Origin of the sequence: Embleya sp. NPDC008237 (assembly GCF_042956465.1) — a bacterium.
Classification (GTDB): Bacteria; Actinomycetota; Actinomycetes; order Streptomycetales; family Streptomycetaceae; genus Embleya.
Window position 1 is genome coordinate 197,711 of sequence record NZ_JBIBGL010000007.1, and the last position, 20,902, is coordinate 218,612.

20 protein-coding genes and 1 tRNA gene are annotated in these 20,902 nt (G+C 69.1%); 13 read left to right on the forward strand and 8 right to left on the reverse strand.

Features of this window, described 5'->3' with window-relative positions; translation table 11 throughout:
- Positions 1-197 precede the first annotated feature (197 nt).
- From ACFZBU_RS19810 to ACFZBU_RS19825, 4 genes are all read left to right on the forward strand, one after another.
- Positions 198-578: a VOC family protein gene (locus tag ACFZBU_RS19810; RefSeq protein ID WP_391584911.1), complete on the forward strand. Its 381-nt coding sequence runs from the start codon at positions 198-200 to the stop codon at positions 576-578.
- 180 nt (positions 579-758) lie between these two features.
- On the forward strand, positions 759-1,079 hold the full coding sequence (locus ACFZBU_RS19815; protein ID WP_391584912.1) for a hypothetical protein: 321 nt from the start codon (positions 759-761) through the stop codon (positions 1,077-1,079).
- A gap of 286 nt (positions 1,080-1,365) precedes the next feature.
- Positions 1,366-2,112: a hypothetical protein gene (locus ACFZBU_RS19820; protein WP_391584913.1), complete on the forward strand. Its 747-nt coding sequence runs from the start codon at positions 1,366-1,368 to the stop codon at positions 2,110-2,112.
- A 25-nt stretch (positions 2,113-2,137) separates the two neighbouring features.
- Positions 2,138-2,229 (forward strand) — tRNA-OTHER (locus tag ACFZBU_RS19825).
- Between the two features lie 310 nt (positions 2,230-2,539).
- Here ACFZBU_RS19825 and ACFZBU_RS19830 read toward each other — a convergent pair.
- Complete coding sequence (locus tag ACFZBU_RS19830; RefSeq protein ID WP_391584914.1) at positions 2,540-3,283, reverse strand: maleylpyruvate isomerase family mycothiol-dependent enzyme; 744 nt, start codon at positions 3,281-3,283, stop codon at positions 2,540-2,542.
- A gap of 99 nt (positions 3,284-3,382) precedes the next feature.
- On the opposite strand from ACFZBU_RS19830, the gene ACFZBU_RS19835 reads away from it, so the two are divergent.
- Both ACFZBU_RS19835 and ACFZBU_RS19840 read left to right on the forward strand, forming a co-directional pair.
- Positions 3,383-3,865 (forward strand): hypothetical protein, encoded by a 483-nt coding sequence (locus tag ACFZBU_RS19835; RefSeq protein WP_391584915.1) that lies wholly within the window; start codon positions 3,383-3,385, stop codon positions 3,863-3,865.
- A gap of 110 nt (positions 3,866-3,975) precedes the next feature.
- The gene (locus tag ACFZBU_RS19840) at positions 3,976-4,620 is read left to right on the forward strand and encodes a pentapeptide repeat-containing protein (RefSeq protein WP_391584916.1); all 645 of its coding nucleotides are present in this window, start codon (positions 3,976-3,978) and stop codon (positions 4,618-4,620) included.
- A 914-nt stretch (positions 4,621-5,534) separates the two neighbouring features.
- Here the strand turns inward: ACFZBU_RS19840 and ACFZBU_RS19845 are convergent.
- The 7 genes from ACFZBU_RS19845 to ACFZBU_RS19875 all read right to left on the reverse strand — a co-directional run bounded on the left by ACFZBU_RS19845 (position 5,535) and on the right by ACFZBU_RS19875 (position 11,668).
- The gene (locus tag ACFZBU_RS19845; protein WP_391584917.1) at positions 5,535-6,083 is read right to left on the reverse strand and encodes a hypothetical protein; all 549 of its coding nucleotides are present in this window, start codon (positions 6,081-6,083) and stop codon (positions 5,535-5,537) included.
- A gap of 306 nt (positions 6,084-6,389) precedes the next feature.
- On the reverse strand, positions 6,390-7,535 hold the full coding sequence (locus tag ACFZBU_RS19850; RefSeq protein ID WP_391584918.1) for a hypothetical protein: 1,146 nt from the start codon (positions 7,533-7,535) through the stop codon (positions 6,390-6,392).
- A 205-nt stretch (positions 7,536-7,740) separates the two neighbouring features.
- Positions 7,741-8,298 (reverse strand): restriction endonuclease, encoded by a 558-nt coding sequence (locus tag ACFZBU_RS19855; protein ID WP_391584919.1) that lies wholly within the window; start codon positions 8,296-8,298, stop codon positions 7,741-7,743.
- Positions 8,299-10,011: 1,713 nt separating this feature from the next.
- Positions 10,012-10,257: a hypothetical protein gene (locus ACFZBU_RS19860; RefSeq protein ID WP_020555267.1), complete on the reverse strand. Its 246-nt coding sequence runs from the start codon at positions 10,255-10,257 to the stop codon at positions 10,012-10,014.
- Positions 10,254-10,544 carry a hypothetical protein gene (locus ACFZBU_RS19865; RefSeq protein ID WP_391584920.1) on the reverse strand — a complete coding sequence of 97 codons (291 nt, stop codon included), beginning with the start codon at positions 10,542-10,544 and terminating at the stop codon, positions 10,254-10,256. The genes ACFZBU_RS19860 and ACFZBU_RS19865 overlap by 4 nt, the downstream gene beginning before the upstream one ends.
- 126 nt (positions 10,545-10,670) lie before the next feature.
- Positions 10,671-11,150, reverse strand: a complete 480-nt coding sequence (locus tag ACFZBU_RS19870; RefSeq protein ID WP_391584921.1) for a hypothetical protein — start codon at positions 11,148-11,150, stop codon at positions 10,671-10,673.
- Positions 11,151-11,158: 8 nt separating this feature from the next.
- Entirely contained in the window at positions 11,159-11,668 is a 510-nt protein-coding gene (locus ACFZBU_RS19875) for a SigE family RNA polymerase sigma factor (RefSeq protein ID WP_391584922.1), read from the reverse strand.
- A 1,503-nt stretch (positions 11,669-13,171) separates the two neighbouring features.
- Here ACFZBU_RS19875 and ACFZBU_RS19880 point away from each other — a divergent pair.
- From ACFZBU_RS19880 to ACFZBU_RS19910, 7 genes are all read left to right on the forward strand, one after another.
- On the forward strand, positions 13,172-14,461 hold the full coding sequence (locus ACFZBU_RS19880) for a cytochrome P450 (RefSeq protein WP_391584923.1): 1,290 nt from the start codon (positions 13,172-13,174) through the stop codon (positions 14,459-14,461).
- A 678-nt stretch (positions 14,462-15,139) separates the two neighbouring features.
- Positions 15,140-15,886 carry an SAF domain-containing protein gene (locus ACFZBU_RS19885; RefSeq protein ID WP_391584924.1) on the forward strand — a complete coding sequence of 249 codons (747 nt, stop codon included), beginning with the start codon at positions 15,140-15,142 and terminating at the stop codon, positions 15,884-15,886.
- Positions 15,883-16,842, forward strand: a complete 960-nt coding sequence (locus ACFZBU_RS19890) for a hypothetical protein (protein ID WP_391584925.1) — start codon at positions 15,883-15,885, stop codon at positions 16,840-16,842. The genes ACFZBU_RS19885 and ACFZBU_RS19890 overlap by 4 nt, the downstream gene beginning before the upstream one ends.
- A complete protein-coding gene (locus ACFZBU_RS19895; protein ID WP_391584926.1) occupies positions 16,832-18,688 on the forward strand; it encodes an ATPase, T2SS/T4P/T4SS family in 1,857 nt (618 codons plus the stop codon). Before ACFZBU_RS19890 ends, ACFZBU_RS19895 begins: the two co-directional genes overlap by 11 nt.
- Before the next feature lie 5 nt (positions 18,689-18,693).
- Positions 18,694-19,665 carry a type II secretion system F family protein gene (locus ACFZBU_RS19900; RefSeq protein ID WP_391584927.1) on the forward strand — a complete coding sequence of 324 codons (972 nt, stop codon included), beginning with the start codon at positions 18,694-18,696 and terminating at the stop codon, positions 19,663-19,665.
- Positions 19,662-20,537: a hypothetical protein gene (locus ACFZBU_RS19905; protein WP_391584928.1), complete on the forward strand. Its 876-nt coding sequence runs from the start codon at positions 19,662-19,664 to the stop codon at positions 20,535-20,537. The genes ACFZBU_RS19900 and ACFZBU_RS19905 overlap by 4 nt, the downstream gene beginning before the upstream one ends.
- Positions 20,538-20,581: 44 nt before the next feature.
- Entirely contained in the window at positions 20,582-20,881 is a 300-nt protein-coding gene (locus ACFZBU_RS19910; protein ID WP_391584929.1) for a FeoB-associated Cys-rich membrane protein, read from the forward strand.
- Positions 20,882-20,902: the final 21 nt, after the last annotated feature.

The window sequence follows — 20,902 nt, forward strand, 5'->3', positions numbered from 1 at the left end:
ATCTGGAAAACGCGGATATCGGGAATCGGGTGTCGCGGAACGGGAATCCGTTGTGTCCTGTGCAGCCTCGCCCCGTACAGGTGGCCGCCGGGGAGCCGTTCCACACGTATGTCACCGGTTCGGCGGATGCGTAGGATCCTCGGCCCACGGCTCGCGCGGCGCGTGTCGATCCGCCGTTCGGGTCCCGACTCGGAGGTATGTACGCGAGTTCGCACATTCTGCATGTCACCGTCGACTGCGCCGATCCGTACGCGCCGGCCTCGTTCTGGAGCCGGGTCCTGGACAGCCCGCTCGGTCCGGACGACCGCGCGGGCGATCCCGAGGCGGTGGTGCTCCTGCCCAAGGATCCGACGCTGCTCTTCCTCCAGGTTCCGGAGGAGAAGGCCGGCAAGAACCGACCGCACCTGGATCTGCGTCCGGCCCGTCCGCGCGACGAGGAGGTGGAACGGGTCCTGGGCCTGGGCGCCCGGATGGTCGCCGATCTGCGCAACCCGGACGGGGCGGGGTGGGTCGTTCCGGCCGATCCGGAGGGCAACGAGTTCTGCGTCGTGCGCAGTGCGGCGGAGCGCGGGGAGTAGCGCGGGGAGGTCGGGTGGATGGCGGTTGCGTGGAGAGCCTGGTGGGTGGCGGGCCTGGTGGGCTGTGGGGTGACGCCTTGACCATTCTTACGCTGTAAGGCAAGCTGTTCTCGCGTCGCACTTACACCGTAAGTGCGACGCCCTTACGATGTACGGCAATGGCCGAAGGGGACGGGAAACATGCTGATCGGGGCGATGGTACGGCGGCTCAACGACGGCGTGGACTACGCGACGTTCCGCGAAGCGTGGCTCCCGGACGAGCAATTCACGGGCGATCCGCGGCGGGTGCTCAGCGCGATCGATCTGGCCGACCCGCAACAGCTCATGACGGTCGCCTTGATCGACGCGACCCCCGAGCAGATCCCCGAGTGGGTCGACCGGATCGGGGCGAGCGAGCAGCGGCGCGCCGAGCGGATCAAGGGCCTGGTGGGCCCATGGCAGCTCAACAGCACGTACCGGATCGTCGCCGACGACGACTTCGCCCTGCCGATCAGGCGCTGAGGCCGAGGACACGGCCCGGCCCGGGACCGTCCCCGACCCTGCCGGGGCCGCGACCCGGGGCGGCTCCATCCGGATGCCGAGCGGTCGGGGCGCCGGCCTTGGCCTCGACCTTGGTGCCGGTCTCGGTATGGCCTCTGCTCCGCTCGCGGCCCGGCCTCGGCCGGCCACCGCTGCGCTGCGCCGGCCGCCTCGGGCGCCGCCCTCGTTCCGCAGCCACCCGGCGGATACCTCGCACCCGACCGAAAACCGTTGTCCCGTACTGATGTTCCACTGCTAGCGTCGCGGCGTGGCGAAATTGAACCAGATCATCGCGGTGGAGAAGGGCGTCAAGACCAAGTCCTTCCAGGAGTTGACGGACGCTCATCAGCGGGTCCAGAAGGGCGCGTTGTTGTCCGGCATCTCGCGTACCTACCAGCCCAAGGACGAAGAGGGCGAGCAACTTCCGCCCGAGTCGACCCGGGTGCAGGTCAAGGGCGAGGAGGTGCTGCGCTCCGTCACCGGTACGCTCACCCGCCTTTTCGACGTGACCGCGACGAAGGACTGGGCCAACTGCGAGGCGCGCGCCGACGTGGTCGTCGACGGGGCGCCGCTGCTGCGCGACGTGCCGGTGTCGTACCTGCTCTTCCTGGAGAAGCAGTTGGTCGACGTGCACACCTTCGTGCGCAAGCTGCCGGTCCTGGACGCCGCCGAGACGTGGACGCTCGACCCCTCCACGGACTCCTGGCGGACCGAGCCGGTGCGTACCGTGCGGACCAAGAAGGTGCCGCGCAACCACGTCAAGGCCGAGGCGACTGAACACCACCCGGCCCAGGTGGAGATGTACTTCGAGGACATCGCCGCGGGCTACTGGACCACGGTCAAGTTCTCCGGCGCGCTGCCCGCTCGTCGGGTGAACGAACTCGTCGACCGGGTCGAGAAGTTGCAGCGCGCGGTGAAGTTCGCCCGCGAGGAGGCCAACGGCGCGGACGTGACGGACCGTCTCGTCGGTGACGCGGTGTTCGGCTACCTGCTCGGCAACGGCCACGGCGGGTAGCATTCGAGAATCCCCCGGCCGGAGGGCCGGGGGTGCGCGAGGAGCGCAAGCTGAAACTGAAGCTTGTCGTGACGAACGCGGGTAACGGTGGAGGTTCGAACCCTCCTCCCGGCACCACGAGCCGGGATGGCCCAATACGGCAGAGGCAGCCCGCGATGAATCTCAGACTCTTGCTCCAGACTCAGCATCGCCGCCCATCGCCGGATCGACCGGACGGGGCTCCAGTCGTCGGTTGCTGGTTCGACTCCAGCCCGGGCCGCTCGTGGCCTGGTAGTTCAAAGGTAGAACGCGACGACTTTCAAGACGACCCTGGTCCTTAAACGTGCCGGCGTGCCCGATGGGGTGGCACAGCGGGCCTCCGCGGGCAGGCTAGACCCGCGGAGGCCCACCAATTCCGGGCACCGGGCGGAATCAATCCCGGGCGGAATCAATCCACAGTGGCCAACTCGCGCCAACGGGCCAGGACTTCTCGGTCTCCGTCGAGTCGGCAGCCGGTGGTGTCGGCCCGGTTCCAGACCAGTAGGTAGAGCTTCTCGGCGGGGCCCGAGACGGTGAGGTCGGCGGCGCCGGCGCCCGACTCCACCCGCCGTGCGTCGGTGCCGATCCGCATCGTCCAGGCGGCGTCGTTGTCGTCGGGGGCGATTGCGATGTTCAGCGGCGGGTCGGCGACGAGGTTGCGCCCGGGCCGGGACAGGAAGCCGGCCAGCAGCTCGTCGATGCCGTCCGCGGCGAAATCCGCGGGCACGGTGGACGGCACACCGGCCGCGAGTTCGGCGTCGACGCGGTGTACGGCGGTCTCGTGCGCTTGGCGCCGGGCCCAGAAGGCGAGCGCGGACGGCGCCTCGAAGAAGGTCCACGCCGGGGTGTCCGGAGTGGCCGTGGTGAGGGTCTTCAGCAGATCCGTGTGCGTGGTCCGGTACCAGTCGAGCAGTTCGTCGTCGCCCGGCGCCTGGAAGAGCGTCGCCGTGTCGTCTCGGCTCGGGCGCGTGGTGTTCCCCGATCGCATGACGAAGGCGGCCCAGCGATGCACGCCGCCCAAGTGTCCGAGCAGGTCCCGGATTCGCCAATCGGGGCAACTCGGTACGGGCGCGTCCAGGCCGGTGCGCTCGGCCGTACGGGCGAGCAACTCGCCGTCGGCGCGCAGGATGTCGAGGTGAGTGGCAATGTCCATCCGGTCACGCTCTCACGCGGGCTCGGAGGGGTACAGGTCGTCTGCGGGTCGGAGCAAAGGGATACGACGTTCGCCCGACGGGTCCTATGCTGGGGTGCGATGGGTAGCTTCGGTGTATATGTCGTCGCCCGATCGGCGTGGCCCCTGTTGGAACTGCCGGCCGTACAGCAGGCCGGAGGCGAACCGCGCTGGTCGGCTCGCGACGGAGACTGGCAGGTTCTGCTGCTTTCGTCGGGGCTGGACCCGGGTCCGTCGTTGATGGCGGACACGGAGGCGCCGGTGTTGACGGCCGACGTGGTGTCCGGCCATTTCGCGATGATCGACGCGCAGAGTCCGCGCGGTGGCGACGTCTGGCATTGTGCGCTGGCGCCGCGCGCGGCCAGGTCGTACGCGCTCGACCCGGAACTCGGCCCGCCACCGGAACGGGTGGTCCCGCACGCCGTCGGCTGGGCCCGCGAGGCGGGGCTCACGCCGGACGAGGCCGCCCTGGACACCACGCTGCGCGCGGAGGGCACACCGGACGAGCTGCTGCGGGCCTTTCTGGACGCGTTGGGCTTTCGCTTCGTGGTGGAGGGAGGGTAGCCGGGGCGGAGCGGGGGATCGAGGCGATGAGTGGGCGGCTCGGAGGTGGGCCGGGGGCGGCGGGCTGCGGTATGGCGGGTGGTGTCGGGGGCGGCGTGTGTAATGGAGGGATGGCTATTCGACCCGCCCGCGCCGGTATCGGTCCCGTTTCGCCCGAGCCGCCGATTGCCGATGCGGAGCCGGTGATCCGGAACGAGGACTGGTACGGGAGATCGCTGACGGAGGCCACGAAGTACACGCGCTACTCGTTCCTGGACACGGACTGGACCGAGGTGGTCGACGAGGGCGCGGTCTTCGACGAATGCACCTTCGCCGGAGTCGGGTTCAACGCCTCGCGGCACACCGGGGCGGCGTTCACGAACTGCACGTTCAAGCGCTGCACGTTCTTCGACACCCGGTTCACCGACTGCAAGCTGGTCGGCAGCCTGTTCCGGCAGTGCACCTACACCCTGTTCGAAGTCTCGGGCGGCGACTGGTCGTTCGTCGGCCTGCCCGGTGCCGACCTGCGCCAAGCCGGTTTCGACGGCGTCCGCATGCGCGAGGCGGATCTGACCGCCGCGCGTCTGGAGAAGGCGACCGTGACCGGTTGCGACCTGTCGGGCACGATCTTGCACGGCGCGAAGCTGACCGGCGCCGACCTGCGCGGCAGCGATCTGTCCTCGCTCGACCCGCTGACGGTCGAGTTCAAGGGCGCGACGATCACGCTGGAGCAGGCCGCCACGCTCGCGACGACGATGGGGTGGCACGTCCGCTGACGGGCGCGCGGGGGCGACCTGCGCTCTGCATGGTCGGCCGCGGCTTGTCCTTTGGGCCGACACCGAGTTCGCGCGCTAGCGCCGAGTCGGATCAGGGTTTCTCGCGCGATCTCGGGGCCAGGCTGTCGGCGGTCGCGGGCGATGCGAAATGGGAAGGTGCGCCGGACTGGGGCGTGGCGGGGCGAACCGACTTGGGTTGGCTGGGCGTTGGGTGGCTGGTGGCCGGCGGGCGGGGGGTATGTCGGCCCGGGGGTGAGGCGGGGCCGCACCGCGCCGCGCCGGACTGGGCGGGATCGGCGGGTGAAGGACGCCCTCGCCGGCGCCCAGGCCACTGCGACCTCGACCACCGAGACGCCGAGTTCGGCGGCGACCGGCGAGGCCCCCGCAGCGTCCCTCGCTGCGGGGGCCTCTTGAGTGCATAGGCGAGGGCGATGTTGGCGGTCAGGCCCGTGGCTCGCCGGGTCTATCGCCCGGTGCTCTGGCGGCCGAGTTCTCCGGGTCCCACAGGCCGACTGTGGTGAATGGGTACAGCCGTTCGGCAAGATCGGCGACGGACTTGCCGACGCCGTGCTCGCAATGGCCGTCGCGTCAACGGCGGCATGTCGATCCAGCCGATCTCTGCGCATCAACGCCGGCCGCCCGCGACCTTCGCCAAGCCGATCACCGAACTCTTCGAGTCCGGCCCGACTCCGCCGGCTGTGGGCTACCCGCGAGCCTCGCAACAAGACGTACGCGGCTACCACGTCCGGCACCAAGCTATCGGCGAGGTTGCTTTGTCCAACGAGCGCTTCCGCTGTGGCAACCGCCCTCGACACGCGAACATTGCGGCAGTTGGCCATGCCGACGCCGATTCGACTGCGTTTCGCCGACCCTCAGCAAGTCAACCGAGCCTGTTGCTGCCTTATTGGGGCGGGCTAATTGACGACTTGGAGCTCACCCACGCGAGCAGTGGTACTGGTTTCGCCCGCCATGTTCGGGAGAATGTGGGTTTCGCCGTCAGCGCCTACGTAGCTGGCTTCCCAGTGGACGGTGGCAGTGACAGTGAAGCGGCCCGAGGTTTGACTCCCGGAAGTGCTGATATAAACGTAGCCGCAATCGGGGGACGAGGTGCGGGAGGAAGAGGGATCGTATTTAGTGCCGGGATTATAGCAATTGACAGTGGAGCCGTCTCCCATTGACCATGAGACGTAGGTCGAATGGGCCGTTGCGGTAACGGTTACACCGCGCTCGGTCACTGTCTTGGAAATTCCCTCTCGAGACCATCGATGTGGGTCGGTCGAATCAATCCACAACCACACCGGTAGGCCGACGAGTCCGATTTTTCCGGCTTCGGGAGTCATATGCACGAGCGGCTTTCGAAGCTCGAGTTGAGCCATGGCCAGAGTCGCCACTTCAGCATCGGTAGGGGCTTTTGGCTGCGGAGGATTGCCTCCTGTGTTGCCGTTGGTGGTCGTTGCCCCCACGGCAGTGTGCTCCCCATTTCCCTGGGTAAATCCGGGTTCGCCACCGCTCCCTCCGGTTGAACCACTACCCCCACCACCATTACTACTGCTCCCCGTTCCCCCTCCTCCCGTTCCGCCGGGGCCCGGTACTTCGATGCAAATGATGAGGTCGCCACAGTTCGTTACCCCTGCAGATGCCCGCGGAAGAAATAGCAGGGCACTGGCGGCGCTGGCAGTGCATGCCAAGGCGACGCTTCGTAGAACTTTCGATCTGTTCATGAATCCTCCCTGACGAGCATCTTCGAGGCGATAGCAAATTATTCAAGGTCAGGCCGGAGTGCCGTCGGTTGAAAGTGAGCGCACAGAGTCGGCAACGATGTCAATGGGGGAATCTGAGGTTGCCGGGATCTTGAAAACGGTCATTCCGACGTTGACGACATTCAAGGTCTTCCATTTGGTGGTTCGGCCGTTCAAGTTTTGGAAACTTTGGCTATTTGTGACCGTGATTGGTGTAGGTCCGGCCGTGAGATTGGAAGAGGATCGTGTTGTACACATGACCAACTTCCCGCCGTCGGAAGTCTTCCACGCGGGCACCCTATCGCCATCTCGGATTTCGGTCTTGAAGGTGGCTGAACCGCCCTTCGCCAGTGCCTCCGTGTCGTGCTTGTTGTTGCGATCCTCCTGAATTACTGCCTTCGCCTTAGGGCCCCAGTTCGTTGTGGTTGAACCACCATCAAGATAGCTTGCAAAATCTCGACAAATCTCTTCCCCGTAGTAGATGTTGGATGGTTCCCCGGAACCATTGACCTCCGCTGTGGCGATTTGGGAGGCGGCTGGAAAATCCTTGCCGACATCTGTGAATGCAAGAAAAGACATTTTCCAGGGCCCGACACCCTGCTCCTGGCGAAGTATTCCAAGAGAGCCTCTGGATTGCTTTCCAATCGCCTGGCGACCCATCGAGAGAAGCCATCTGGTGTCCCCCGGGGGTGCACTTTGTGGCGGGGCTACATGAACGTTGCTGTTCGTGGCCAAGTCTTCGTCGTTACCGATGTTGTCGCCATATTTAACAATCCGCTCAAGGCGGGCGGTGGATATCTCAAGCAGGGTTCCCGTTTCGACTTCCGAAAGTGCACGGATATCGCGTGCTGATCGCGCCTTCTTGCTTGCATCGAAGTAACTCTGCGCAGTGCTCGTGCCTTCGACTTCGCTTATAGGCGGTGCCGTGGGGATTGCACTCTTGGAAGTCGGAGGAGGCTGCAGGGGCGGGGCTGCCGTTTTTGGTGATGCTTGACTAATTTTTGGGTCTTTGGGTTTTTTGTCGGAAGAGCAGGCTGTGGTGCCGGTCAGGAGGGTGAGGGTGGTTAGGGCTGCCAGGAGGGTTGCCGGGAGTTGGGTCTTGTGTGGTCCGGGCAAAACTGCCACCCCCGCAATTGCGATCTTCGGAGTTCGGTGCTCAACGGTGATCCGAAGCATCATTGCACTTGATCGGGTGAGTCGTAAGCGTCTTCGGGAGATCACTGCACGTAGTGGGATTCGGCCACTCGTCGGGGGCAAAACGGTGGCTATCGCGTGATCGCGGGTGGTGGTGGGGAGGTGCGGGTTCGGGCCGGTGGGGGTGGGACTTGTGGGGCCGGAGGGTGGGGTGGGCCGGTGGCTGGGTGGCGGGAATGGGGTGGCGTCAGTGGGTGCCGACGAGGGTGGTCAGACCGTGGCCCTGTTGCCATTGGCCCAGGCGTGGTTGGTCGAGTAGGACGATGCCGTGGTACTGGGCGAACTCGCGGGCTTCTGTGGTGAATCCGTGGAGGGTGACGAATACCGGGATGTCGGCCTGGTGGTCGTGGTGGGCCGTGCCGATGAAGTCGTGGAGGTCCAAGGGGTGGGCCTCGTGGTCGGTGGGGCCGCAGCGGATGAGGACGAGGCTGCCGTTGGGGAGGTAGGCCTTGACGTTGGCGTCCGGGGCGACCTGGACGGCGAGGAGGCCGTCGCGGCGGCAGAGGTCGGCGATCTGGAGTTCGAAGTCGCGGTCGTCCGGGTGATCGGCTCGGTCTGCGAGGGTCGAGCCGGCGAGGTGGCCGAGTGCGCACAGGAGGGCCAGGGAGGCTGCGGTGGCCAGCCAGGCGTCGGTGCCGGTGATGTCGAGGAATTCGAAGAGGTCGCGCAAGGCGATGGCCGGGAAGACGACCAGCAGGACCATGGCCCGGCCGCGGAGTTTGGCATGGGCGGGGGTTCGGAGCATGCGGGATCCCTCCGGTGGCTACCGACGGCGGAGCGGGCGGCAGCTTAGGCGGGGGGATGGCCGATCAACCACCCGACTGGATGGTGGAGGGGGGTGATCGGTTGCTCGGGTGGGTTCCGGCGGACGGGGATCTCCCTGCTCCTTGGGGGTGTTGGGGCAGGGTGGAGAGATTGTCGGGTCGTTGGTCGGCACGGGGCCGTGTGGGTGATGGTGATGGTGCGGGTTCGGCTGGGGTGGGGTCGGGAGGGGTGGCGGGAGGAGATGGCTGAGGGGAGGTCGGCCGCTGCTGGACTGCGTAGGTGCGCGGGGTAGTGCGTGGGTAGGTGGGCGCGCGTAGGGGGCGGTAAGGCGGACGGGGCTTGGCCGAGCACGATGAAGACTTCTGGTTCACAGGAGGACGACCTCTGGTCCGTGGGGCGGGACCGTCGGTTCTTCGATCCGGGCGCTTGTGGGCCTGTGGGTCGGGAGGGTGTTGGCGAGGTGGCCGGGGCGTTGCTCGGAGTGCGCTTCGCAAGGGGTGCATGGTTGATGCGTTGGCGCGTGCGTACATCCGCCCATCCGCCCATCCGCCCATCCGTGCTTGGGCGCTTGGGCGCATGGGCGTTTGATCGGCAGTTGCTGTGTAGTCGGCGGGGTCGCGGTGCTGGGCCGGTGAGTTTTGGGTGGTGTGGGTCGTAGGTCGGCCGTTTCGACACCACACGCAGCCGTTCGGTTCGGTGAGGGCCGCGATGTCACCAGCCTCAGGTGCATGGGCCGCCTTGGCCCGGCCTCAGGTACGCGGGCCGTCCCGTCACGGCCTCGGGTGCGCGGGCCGCATCGCCCCGGCCTCAAGTGAGCGGGCCGTGCCGTCACGACCTCGAGTGCGCGGGCCACGCCCACACGACCTCGGGTGCGCGGGCTGCTGCGCCACGACCTCGGGTCGGCGACCCGCGATGCCACTGCCTTGGGTGCGCGGGCTACAGCACCACCGCCTAGGGTGCGCGACCCGCGGCATCACGACTGCGGGTGCGCGACCCGCGGTTCCACGCCGTCGGGTGCACGATCCGCGAGGTCACGGACTCGGGGGTGTGTTGCGGTATCAGGACTTCGGGTCGTGGGCCGCGGTGCCGCTGCCTCGGGTGCGCCACCCGAGGCATCACGACCGCGGGTGCGCGACCTGCGGTGCCACGGCCCTCGACGCGGGAGCCGCAGCGCCACGCCCCCGGTGTGCGGAGCACGTGTCCTCTCACCCGCCCTCCTCGGGCGCCGCTCCCGCGAGCCGGCCTCCCGGGGGTGGGTTGTGTGGTGGTGGCGGGGTGAGGGTTGGAGGGGTGGGTCGCGGTGTCGCAGTGCGTGTCGGGTTGGTGGGTGGGAGGTGGAGGCGGCGCTGTGGCTGGTCGAGGGGGTTGGTGGCGTTGGTTTGCGGAGGCGGTTAGTGCGCCGGCTTCGGCTCCGCTATCTTCTGCCGAATGAGCAGGATCCGTAAGACAGCGATCATGGTTGTGGCATGTTGTGGTCTCGCGTTCGCGGGAGTGGCTTCCGCCTATGCGATTCCCGGTCAGCACCCGCAGGTCCGCAAGGTCTGTCGGGTACTCGACCCGGAGGCCAAGCACGCCAAGCGCGCGAACCATGAGGGCCGTACCGGTGCACCGTCGGTGCGTCGCCAGCGGCACGAAGGCGTGATGGGGGAAGTGGCCGACCACTACTGCGTGCCGGCCGGCGGGAAGCACCGGGTCAACCCAAGTGCACGACCTGCAGCACGGTAACGGTTGTCGTCCCCTCGTTGAGAAGCACCACCACGATCAAGGGCCCCGCTGCTGCGGTGCGGACGATGCGGTCGTCCTCGCCGTAGCGGACGGTGGCCGTGTACGGGTCACAGACCAGCTTGTACAGCAGAAGTCCCCAGTGGTTCAGCGTGGTCTCGGGGAAGCGGTCGATGACCTCTTGGTGCTCGATGCCGATCCTCGGGCGCCACGTCACGCGGCGCTGCTTTGCGCTCGGCCGCGTGCGATCCACTTGCGGACGATTTCCTCGTCCACCTCGTCGAGGTCGGGGTCCTTGCCGGTGGCGCGTACCTGTGCCGCGAGGGCGCGCGCGTGCGGCAGACCGGCGATCAGTTCCTCCGCGGCCAGGGTGTAACGGGCCAGCAGGACGGGCAGATCGCCGATCGGCGTCAGGTGTACCAGTCGCAGGAATTCGTGGCGGGCTTCGGGGTGCGGGAGCGCATGCGCGATGCGATCCACGGTCCACGGGTCCGTGCTGTTCACGCCGGGCCTCTCTTCCCTCCGGGCGAAACGATCCGGGATCAGATCCGGGATCAGATTAGGGGCCGGGCGGGCGGTTGCGGCGTGAACGGCGGGTGACGATCGGTTCGATTCGCGTGCGACAATCCGTCAATTTCGGGCTGTTGATGGGCATTTGCCTGTCCTGGTGGCCAGGCACCCGACCGTCCGGGAGTCCTCGGTCGATGTCTGCGGCGGGTTCTCGGGTTCGGTCGACGCCGGTGTCTCCTCGGGCAGGCCGGGTGCATCGGCGGGCGTACCGTCCGGATCCTGCGCGGGCTCGGGCCTGGGGTCGGCTTCGGCGGACGATGTCGCGTCGACGCTGGGCCCGGCCGGGTCCGGCATCGGTCGGCTCGGCACCGCGGTCGCGGCCGGCGGGACAGGTGCCGCGGGTCCCACTCGCTGCGGATTCGAGGGGACCAGGAGCAGGCCCGCGCCGGTGATCGCCAGCACGGCCGCGCCGGCGCCGAGCATCGTCATGAGGCGGCGCCGACGGGCCCGGCGGCCGCCTTCGACGGCCGCGTCGACCACGCTCGGGAAGTCGGGCTCGGGTTGATCCAGGATCAGTTGGAACAGGTCGTGATCGTTCATGGCCGGCCTCACCGTTCGGACAGCTCCCACATGTGTTCGCCGACGAGTTCGCGCAGCCGGTTCAGGCCGCGCGCGCTCTGGCTCTTGACCGTTCCCGTGCTGATCCGCAGGGCCTCCGCCGTCTGTTCGACGCTCCAGTCCTCCCAGAATCGCAGGACGAGCACGGCCCGGTAGCGCGGCGGCAGTCGGAGCAGCGCCGCTCGCAGGGTCAGTCGCAGGTCCGGCGACGAGGTCTCGTCGGCCTGCCGCTGCGGGAGTTCGTCGACCGGCTCCTCCCGCCAACGGCCCTTGCGGTGCTGGTCGATGTACGTGCGCGTCATCACCACTCGGGCGTAGGCGTCCACGTTGCCGTCCCGGCGCAGCCGGCCCCAGGCCGTGTACATCTTCATCAGGGTGGTCTGGGTGAGGTCCTGCGCCTCGTACCAGTCGCCGCACAGCAGATAGGCCGAACGGCGCAGCTGGGCCTGCCGGGCCTCGGCGTACTCGCGGAACTCCCGTTCACGGGCGGCCTCCCTCACTCGGTCGGCAGTCGGGTTGCCAGGGGGCGGTCGCGGGGGTCGCGCACCGTGATCTCCTCCTCACCGGACCCGCAGCACGGATGCAGGGACGTCCGGCCGGTGCCGTCGCCTGTTCGTCTGCATGTCGAGGGGCCTGTCACCCGGGAGATACGCGGGTCGGCGGCTCCGGGTTGCATCGAGCCGCAGAGATGTTCCGCACGTGGCCGAGGTGGCCGCGGAATGCAACGCGGGCCGGTGGGCGGGCGTATGTCTCTTCAGTGAGGTCCGGGTCCGCTCGCGACCGACATTCGCCGAGCGGGTGAGAGCGAAGGGGTACATACGTGATGAACCGTCAAGACCGCGCTCCCGGGCGGACCATGCGCCGGGCGGGGCCGATCGGGGCCGCACTTGCGACCGTCGGCATCGCGCTGGGTGCCTGGGTGGGTATCGCGCCCGCCTCGGATGCGGACGAGCCGAAGCAGGAGCCCGCTTCGGTGACTTCGGTCGAGACCGGCCAACGTAGGGACCCGATGCCGACCGCCGTTTCGGACCGGCCGCCCACCGCGAACGATCTCGCGCCGGTCCCGCCGCGGAAGGTCCGACCGCCCGGACCCGGCAGGGCGGGAGTGATCACGCCGGGTAAGCCGTACGTGGACAGGGGCAACAGGGGCATCGGCCCGGGCGCACCGAACGGCGACCGGCGGAACCGGCAACCGGGCCCGGGGGGCCAGGCGGGTCCGGCGGGTCCGGCGGGTCCGAAGGCGGACGACGGAGGCGTGTCGGGCGCCCCGCGCGCGACGACCGGTGGCGTGCGGCAGGAATCGGGTGGCCTGGCCACGCGGAACCGCGGTCCGGCGGGGCCGGCGAAGTACCGACCCTCGCCCGGCACATGGGTCGACAAGCCGGGGGCGGGGGAGGGGCCGGGTCCCGCTCGGAGCCGAGTCCAAGCCCGAGCCTGATCCCGGGCGCGGCAGCGGCCGCGAGGCCGGACCTTGAGCCCGAAGCGAGCCAGGCCCGAGCCCAGGCCCGAATCTGAGGCCGACACCGAACCGCCGACACCGAACCCGAGTCCGGATCCTGGCCCGAGTCGGGACCCCGAGTCCGGATCCCTGAGCCCGGGTTCGGACCCCGAGCCCGGTCCTGCCCGAACTTGAGTCCAAGCGCGAATCGGAGCCAACACCGAGCCCGCACCCGAGCCCGAGCCCGGCTCCCGACTCCGAGCCAGGTCCCGACTCCGAGCCCGGCTCCCGAGCCCAAGCCCGGATTTGAGTCCGGCCCCGAGCGGGAGCCCGAGTCCGCGCCCACCCTCGAGCCCAAGCCCGGTCCGGCCTCGGCCCCGGCCACGACCCCCACCCCCACCCCACCCCGAGTCCCGCCCGGGCCACACACCACCCGCCCCCGACCCGATACACGCCAGGCGCGCGAGACCCCAATCCCGGTACCGCCCCGCCTCCCACCGACCCTCTGCCTCCGAAGGTGCGTCCAATACGCTCGGCAAGCCGTCCGAACCCAAGGAGTCGTAACGTGGTCCCGATCGCCCCGGGCGCAGTTCCGCTGCTCGGCCATACTCCGGCGTTGCTGCGCGGCCGCTGGGACTTCGTGTCGTCGCTGCGTGCCCACGGGCCGATCGTGCGGATCCGGGTCGGGCCGAAGGAGTTGTACGTCCTCAACGACCCCGCCCTCGTGCGCTGCGTCCTGGTCGAACACGCGGACACGATCGAGCGGGACGGTTTCTTCAAGCAGGCCCGGCTGCACATCGGGGACGGCCTTGCCGCATCCGACGGGCCCCTGCACCGCAGCCAACGGCGGACCCTGCAGCCTGCGTTCCAGCGGTCGCGGATCGGCGGGTACGTCGAGCTGATCCGCCGCCAGGCCGAGGAGGCGAGTGCGCAGTGGTTGCCGGGGGCCACGCTCGCGCTCGATCGGGAGATGAGCGAACTCGGGCTCGGCACGCTCGGCCGGTTGATCTTCGGGGAGAATCCGGCCGCCGACGCGGCGGTGGCCGAGGTACGGCGTTCGCTGCCGGTGTTCATCCAGGAGGTGTTCACCCGCACCGTGTTGCCGGAGTGGGCACGGCAGTTGCCGACACCCGGCAATCGGCGCTTCGCCGAGACGGGTCGCCGGTTGCGGGCGGCGATCGCCTCGGCCGTGGACGCCGGTGCGGGTACGGGTCTGCTCGGCGAGTTCGCGCGCATGGACATGTCGCCCGAACTGGTGCGCGACGAGGTGGTGTCGATGCTGATCGCCGGCAACGACAACACGAATGCCACCCTTTCGTGGGTATTTCACGAGATCGGGCGGCATGAGGACGTGCGCAAACGCCTGCATGCCGAGCTCGACGAGGTGTTGGCCGGCGGACCGGTGACCACCGAGAACATCGGAGCTCTCGTATATACAAGGTGTGTTGTCGACGAGACGCTTCGGTTGTACGCGCCCTGGCTGGTGGTTCGCCGGGCCAATCGCGACGTGGACGTGATGGGCCATCACATCCCGTGCGGCAGCGACGTCTTGTACAGCCACCATGCCCTGCATCGGGATCCCGCACTGTTTCCGGATCCCGAGCGCTTCGATCCGGACCGATGGGCCGAGCCGGGCTATCGCGGGCATGTGCGGGGCGTGTACATGCCGTTCGGCGCGGGCGTGCACCGCTGCATCGGTGAACACCTGTTCCTGGCCCAGATCGTGACCACCGTCGCGACCGTGGCGGCCCGATGGCAGCTCCGACCCGCACCCGGCAGGCCGTCCCGGCCGAGGACGAGCGCGCTGCCTCGCCCCGGACACCTCCCGGTCACGGCCGTCCGCCGAAGGACCTGAGGCCGCCGCGACGAGGCAACCCGCCCTGGGCTCACCCCAGACGGGACCGCCCGTGCAGGGACCGCACACTCCCGGGACCGCCCTCCTCGGGGCCGCCGGCTCGGGATGGCCCGCACCCGGAACCGCCCGAGGTGAGACCTTCCATCCGTCGACCCACGCCGCCCCCGACCACCGACCCACGCCCGAACTCCCGACCCCCACAGCCACCTAAGCGATTTGACGACACTTCAACCCCTTCGCCGGATTCGCCGACGAGACCCCGTGCTCGCCCACGCAGCGTGTCGAGTACGGTTCGCAGCGTCGGGTCGGCAGTGCGTTATCACGTCCGGGCGATCACGGTGCGCGTAGAACTCGGCCGGCCAACAATTGCCCGAAAGTGCTTGCGGAGGGCCTCGTTTCGGGACCATCGTGGGGCCCGTTCGGTGTCCGGAACGAGATGCTTGCCCGTGATCTTTGGTGGGGTCGGGTTCGTCATATGGCGTCCGCGATCGTGCTGGTTGACGTGGTCGGAAATTGTTTCGGAAAGCTTCGAATGATCGACTTCGGCGGCTGTTTTCGGGCCGTTCACCATTCACCTGACAGTGTGTGTGGTGGAAGATACGAGCGGTAGCTCCGAAGTGGATCACGGTCCGCACGGAACCTGGGTGGACCCGGCAGAGCAAGGGGGCGGAGCCGGTGGTGAAGGCAGCTACGGAACGGCCATCGGGTAACGGCGTCGTGTCGCAGGGCGCCGCCGCCGGTGGCGCGATGCCGGTCACGCCTACGCGCAGCCTCGGCGCCAGACGCCGGCGGCCGGCGCTCATCGCGCTCTCGGTCGCGCTGATCGCGGCCGGCGGACTCGGGTCGGCGGCGTTCTATCAAATGGGCGACAAACGTGTGCCCGTGCTCGCCGTCGCGCGCACGGTGCCGTACGGCCAGACCATCGCCGCCGACGACCTGCGGGTCGTGGAGATCAACGACGCGCCCGGACTGCGCCCGATCGGATCCGGCTCCAAGGCCGTCATCGTGGGCAAACGCGCCGCCGTCGAGCTGCGCGCGGGCACACTGTTGACCTCGGATCAGGTCACCGAGCGGATTGCGATCCAGCCGGGCGAGACGCTCGTCCCGATCGCCGTGGACGGGACCAAGATGCCGGTGCAGCGGGTCACTCCCGGCACCCGGATCCTGGTCGTGACCGCGGTACCCGTGGCCGGCGGCAATACCAACCCCACGGCGGCGCAACCGATCACCACCGCGGCCACGGTGATCCGCTCCGGCGCCACGGACTCCGCTTCGAGCTCCGACAAGTCCGTCCTGGACGTGGCGGTCCCCGCCAAGGACGGTCCGGTGCTGGCTCTCCAGGTGGCCGAGGGCAGGTTCTCCATCGTGGTGCTGAACACGGGCAACGCGGACGCGGCACCGGCCAGGACCGGAGGGGCCCCATGACCGTCGTCGCGGTCACCGGTGGCGCCGGCGCGCCCGGCGCCACCTCGACCGCGCTTGCGCTCCTGCTCACCTGGCCGCTGCCGGCCGGCCGTCGGGTGATCCTGATCGAGGCCGACCCGGACGGGGGTTCGATCCTGGCCGGCGCGCTCCAGGGTCGGGTTTCGGCCGAATACGGCCTGCACCAACTGGGTGTGGCGCATCGTCAGGGAAACCTGGTGGACGCGTTCTTCCGCCAATTGGTCGACCTGTCCGACGGTCGGCGCGAACGGCTGCTGCTGCCCGGCCTGGTGGACCCCACCCAGGCCTCCGGACTGGCCTACACGTGGGATCCGATCTCGCAACTCGCGGCCGGCCTGGGCAGTCAACAGATCCCGCACGACGTGATCATCGACCTCGGCCGGCGCGGCACCACGGGCGCGTCGGCGATCGCCGCGCGCCGGGCCGATCTGGTACTGCCGGTCGTACGGGGGACGTTGCCCTCGCTGGCCCAGGCGCAGCCCCGACTGGTCTCGTTGCGCAACGACCTCGACACGCACGGGACGGGCTCGGACTCGATCGCGCTCGTGGTGATCGAGGAGGGTCGGTACGCGCGACAGGAGATCGGCAAGCACCTGGAGGCGCCCGTGTTGGGCCTGCTGCCGTTCGATCCGGAACGTGCCCGGGTGTTGTCCGCCGGCGAAGGGGACACCGGAAAACGCTTCCTGCGTTCGAAGTTCATGCGGGCCGCGCGCACCACCGCGGAAGCCGCCCTGGCCCTGGCCAACCAGCGCCGGATGCGGCTGGCGCCGCGCCCGGCGCCCGGCGGCGAGTTGCCGTCCGGGCCCGACGCGCCCATGGCGGGGGACGGTTGGGCCCAGGCCGCCGCCTACATCCGCCGGCCGGCGGAGCCGGAGTCGCGACCCGAGGCCGAACCGGCGCACCGGCCGGCCGGCGAGGAGGCGGGTCATGTTCGATAACGCGCGACCCCTGCACCCGGATCCGCACAACAAACCGGAACCCGAGCCACCCGTCGAGACCGGCCACCGTCCGCACATGCATGTCGTTCCGGGCCTGCCGGAGGCGGAGGACGTGCTGTACGCGCCGCCGGCGCCGCCGCTGCGTACCTGGCCGGAGGGGTTCCAGCGAGGCACCCCGGCCGGACCCGACGCGGCTCCCGGGCAGACCTGGTCGGCGGGCGCGGGCTCGCTCACCCCCGCCGTGGGCCACACCCCGCCGCCGACACCCGCCAACGGCACACCGGTTCCGCCGGCCGCGTCGGCGCCCCCGAACGGGCTGCTGAACGGCGCGTCCCGGCACGCCGGCGGTCGGGACGGCATGTTCACCGTGCCGCCGACCGCGAGCGTGAGCGCGAACGGCGTCGGTACGGTCAGCCGCCGACCTCCGCCCGCCGGACAGGCGCCCGCCACGACCACCGCCAAGCCACCCCGAAACCCCTCCGGCGAACCGGTGGTGGACCCGGCCCTGGTGCGGATACTGAAGGACCGCGCGGCCGAACAGCTGCACGAATTCGACAAGTTGTCACCCGGCCTGACCAACGAGGACCGCGAGCAGCGCGGCCGGGCGATCGTTGCCCAGGTCGTCGCCGAATGGGCCGACATCACCGCGCGCGAGCGCGGCATCTCCACCACTCCCGCCGAGGACCGGGCAATGGCCCGCGCGGTGTGGGACTGGCTGTTCCGGGCCGGGCCGTTGGAGCCGTACCTGACCGACCCCGCGGTGGAGAACATCCTGGTCAACGGCTACGACACGGTCTGGGTGGACTACGCCGACCGGCCCCGCGTCCAGGTACCGCCACTGACCTCCTCCGACGAGGAGCTACGCGAGCTGCTCCGCGACCTGGCCCGACGGCACGGCAGCGGCGAACGCACCCTTTCCACCGCGCAGCCCACACTGGCCCTGCGGCTGCCGGACGGCTCGCGCCTCCAGGCGATCACCGAGGTCACCCCGCACACCTACGTGACGATCCGTCGGCACCGGGTGCGCGACGTGCGGCTCGCCGAACTGATCGGCCTGGGCACGCTGGACCGCACCCTGGCTGCCTTTCTGGGCTCGCTGGTCCGGGCCAAGAAGAACCTGATCATCTGCGGCACCCAGGGTGTGGGCAAGACCTCGCTGCTGCGGGCGCTGTCCCACGAGATCCCCCGGGACGAGCGGATCGGCACCTTCGAGACCGAACTCGAACTCTTCCTGCACGAGTTGGGGCACCTGCGCCAGGTGGTCGCGATCGAGGCCCGGGAGGGCAACGGCGAGCGGGGCATCGACGGCAAGTCGGCGGGGGAGTTGACCATCGGCGAACTGATCCCCTCCGCGCTGCGCATGTCGTTGTCCCGGATGATCGTCGGCGAGGTGCGCTCCAGTGAGATCGTGCCGATGTTGCGGGTGATGACGAACGGCGAGGGCGGCTCGATGTGCACGCTGCACGTGCGCGAGCCGGACATGATCTTCGACCGGATAGCCGAACTCTGCCTGGAGTACGGCGCGCACATGAGCCCCGAACTGGCTTACCGGCTGGCCTCCAACGCGGTCGACTACGTCGTCTTCGTACGGATGATCGACGAGACGGCGATCGGCGGGAAGCGGCATCGTTTCGTGTCGCACGTGCTGGAGGTGACCGGGATGGGCGAGCACCGCCGCCCGGCCGTGAACACGATCTTCGCGCCGACCGGCGACGATCCGCGAGGCATGGCCCGGATGTACCCCTCGGACATGCCGGACCTGATCCGGGCCGGGTTCAGTCCGCATCTGCTCGACGAGCCGCACGGCTGGCGGCCGTTGCAGCTGAAACTGCATCAGGGCGGGTGACGGACATGGGTGACGCGCTGTTGGTCGCGGTGTGCGGCTGCCTGCTTGTGGGCGGCCTGATCGGCTTGGTCGTCGGACTCGTCGGCACCTACGACGACCCCACGCCCAAGCCGCCCGGACGTCTGGAGTTGGCCGTGCGGCGAATGCGGTCGGGTCCGGTGAGCGCCCGGCAACGCACCGCCCGGCGGGTACGACTGGGCATCGGGATCGTGGTGGCCGCGCTGGTCTGGCTGTTCACCGGTTTCCTGATGGCCGGCCTCCTGGTGATCGTGGCCTTCACGGGACTGCCGTGGCTGCTCGCACCGACCAAGAGCGACCGCACCGTCATCAACCGGCTGGACGCGCTCGCCGAATGGACCCGGCGGATCGCCGACCTGATCGAGCTGGGTGCCGGCCTGGAGAACGCGATCCTCACTTCACGCGCGACCTGTCCGGAGCCGATCGTCGAGGAAGTCGGCGACCTGGTCAGCCGGTTGCAATCGCGATGGCGTCCGGACGAGGCACTGCGGGCGTTCGCCGCCGACCTGGGCGACGCCACCGCGGACAAGATCGCGGCGGCGCTGATCCTGCGCTCCGCGGACCGCGGCCCCGGCCTGGCGATGGCGCTCAAGGACCTGGCCGGCACGGTGCGCGAAGAGGTGCGCCAGCGCCGCGCGATCGAGGCGGACCGGGCCGGCGCCCGGATCGCCGTGCGCTGGATCACCTACATCACGCTCGGCGTGACCGCCCTGGTCGTGGTGATCAACCGCAGCTACGCGGAGCCGTACGGGAGCGTGGCGGGACAACTGGTCCTGCTGTTGCTGGCGATGGCCTATATCGGCACGCTGATGTGGATGCGGTCGCTGGCCACCGATCGGGCCAAGCCCCGGTTCCTGGTCGCCGATCCGCGCAGCGTGGTCAAGGCCGCCAAAGCGGTGGATGCGCAACAGGCGGAAGGTGTGCACAGCGCACCCGTGTTGCGGGGTGAGTGGTCGTGATTCCACCCGCGGTGATCGTCAGCGGTTGTGTCCTGGGCGCGGGCGTCGCGCTGCTCGTGCGCGAGTTGTGGCCCGCGCCGCCGGACCTGGGCAACGCGCTGAATCGGCTCTCCGGCACGCCCAAGCGGCGTACCGAGCAGACCGGCAGCAAGTACGACGATCAACTCGTCACGCTGGCCCGACGCATCCCCGGTTTCCGGGTGCCGCACCGTGAACTCGACCTGGTCGGCGAGACGGTCGCGCAGTTCGTCCGCACGAAGGCGCTGATGGCCCTGCTCGGCCTGCTGCTTCCGGCGATGCTCTCCGCGGTGCTGGTGGCCACCGGCATCGGAGTGGCGTTCTACGTACCGCTGTTCCTGTCCTTGGGGGTGGCGGCGGGGATGTGGTTCATTCCGGACTTCGCGCTGCGCGACCAGGCCAAGGCCGCCCGGACCGAATTCCAACACGCGGCGGCCGCCTATCTGGACCTGGTCGCGCTCGGCCGTGCCGGTGACGCCGGCCCGGCCGAGGCGCTGGAGCGGGCCGCGGCCGTGGGGGACGGCTGGGCGTTCGCCCGGATCCAGGACGCGTTGGCGCGGGCCAGGGTGAGCGGTGCGGACCCCTGGGACGGCCTGCGCGACCTGGCCAAGGATCTGGACCTTCCGGAACTCGCCGACGTGGCGGACATCATCGAGATGGCGGGCACCGAAGGTGCCGCGGTGTACGGCACGTTGCGGGCCCGGTCTCAGTCGCTGCGCATCGAACTGCTCGCGAACGAACACGAACAGGCGAACGCGGACTCGGAGCGGCTCACCGTTCCGGGGACGATGCTCGTGGTGATCATGGGAATCCTGCTCGGATTCCCGGCAATATCCCGGATTTTCTCGGTATGAACGACCTTCGGACTCCGAGCCGTTCTCCGGAAGGAGTGCAGGCAATGCAAACCGGTTCCTCGTCCCCCGCGGTACTCGATCGCGTGGAAACCGCCGTACACAGACTGGCCCCGGCCCCGATCGCCTTCGTGTTGATGGTCACGGGTGGTGTGGTGGACCGCTATCGGCGGTTGCGCAAGGAGCGCGACCACGGCGCGGTCAGCATCGAGACGGCGATCATCGTCGCGGTGCTCATCGTTGCCGCGGTCAGCATTGCGGCGGTCATCTACGCCATGTACCAGAAGTACCAGAAGGGCCTGAAGGACTCCGACAAGGACTACAAGGAGCCGAAGCCGAACGCCTAGAGATCCGACCCCCGAAGACCC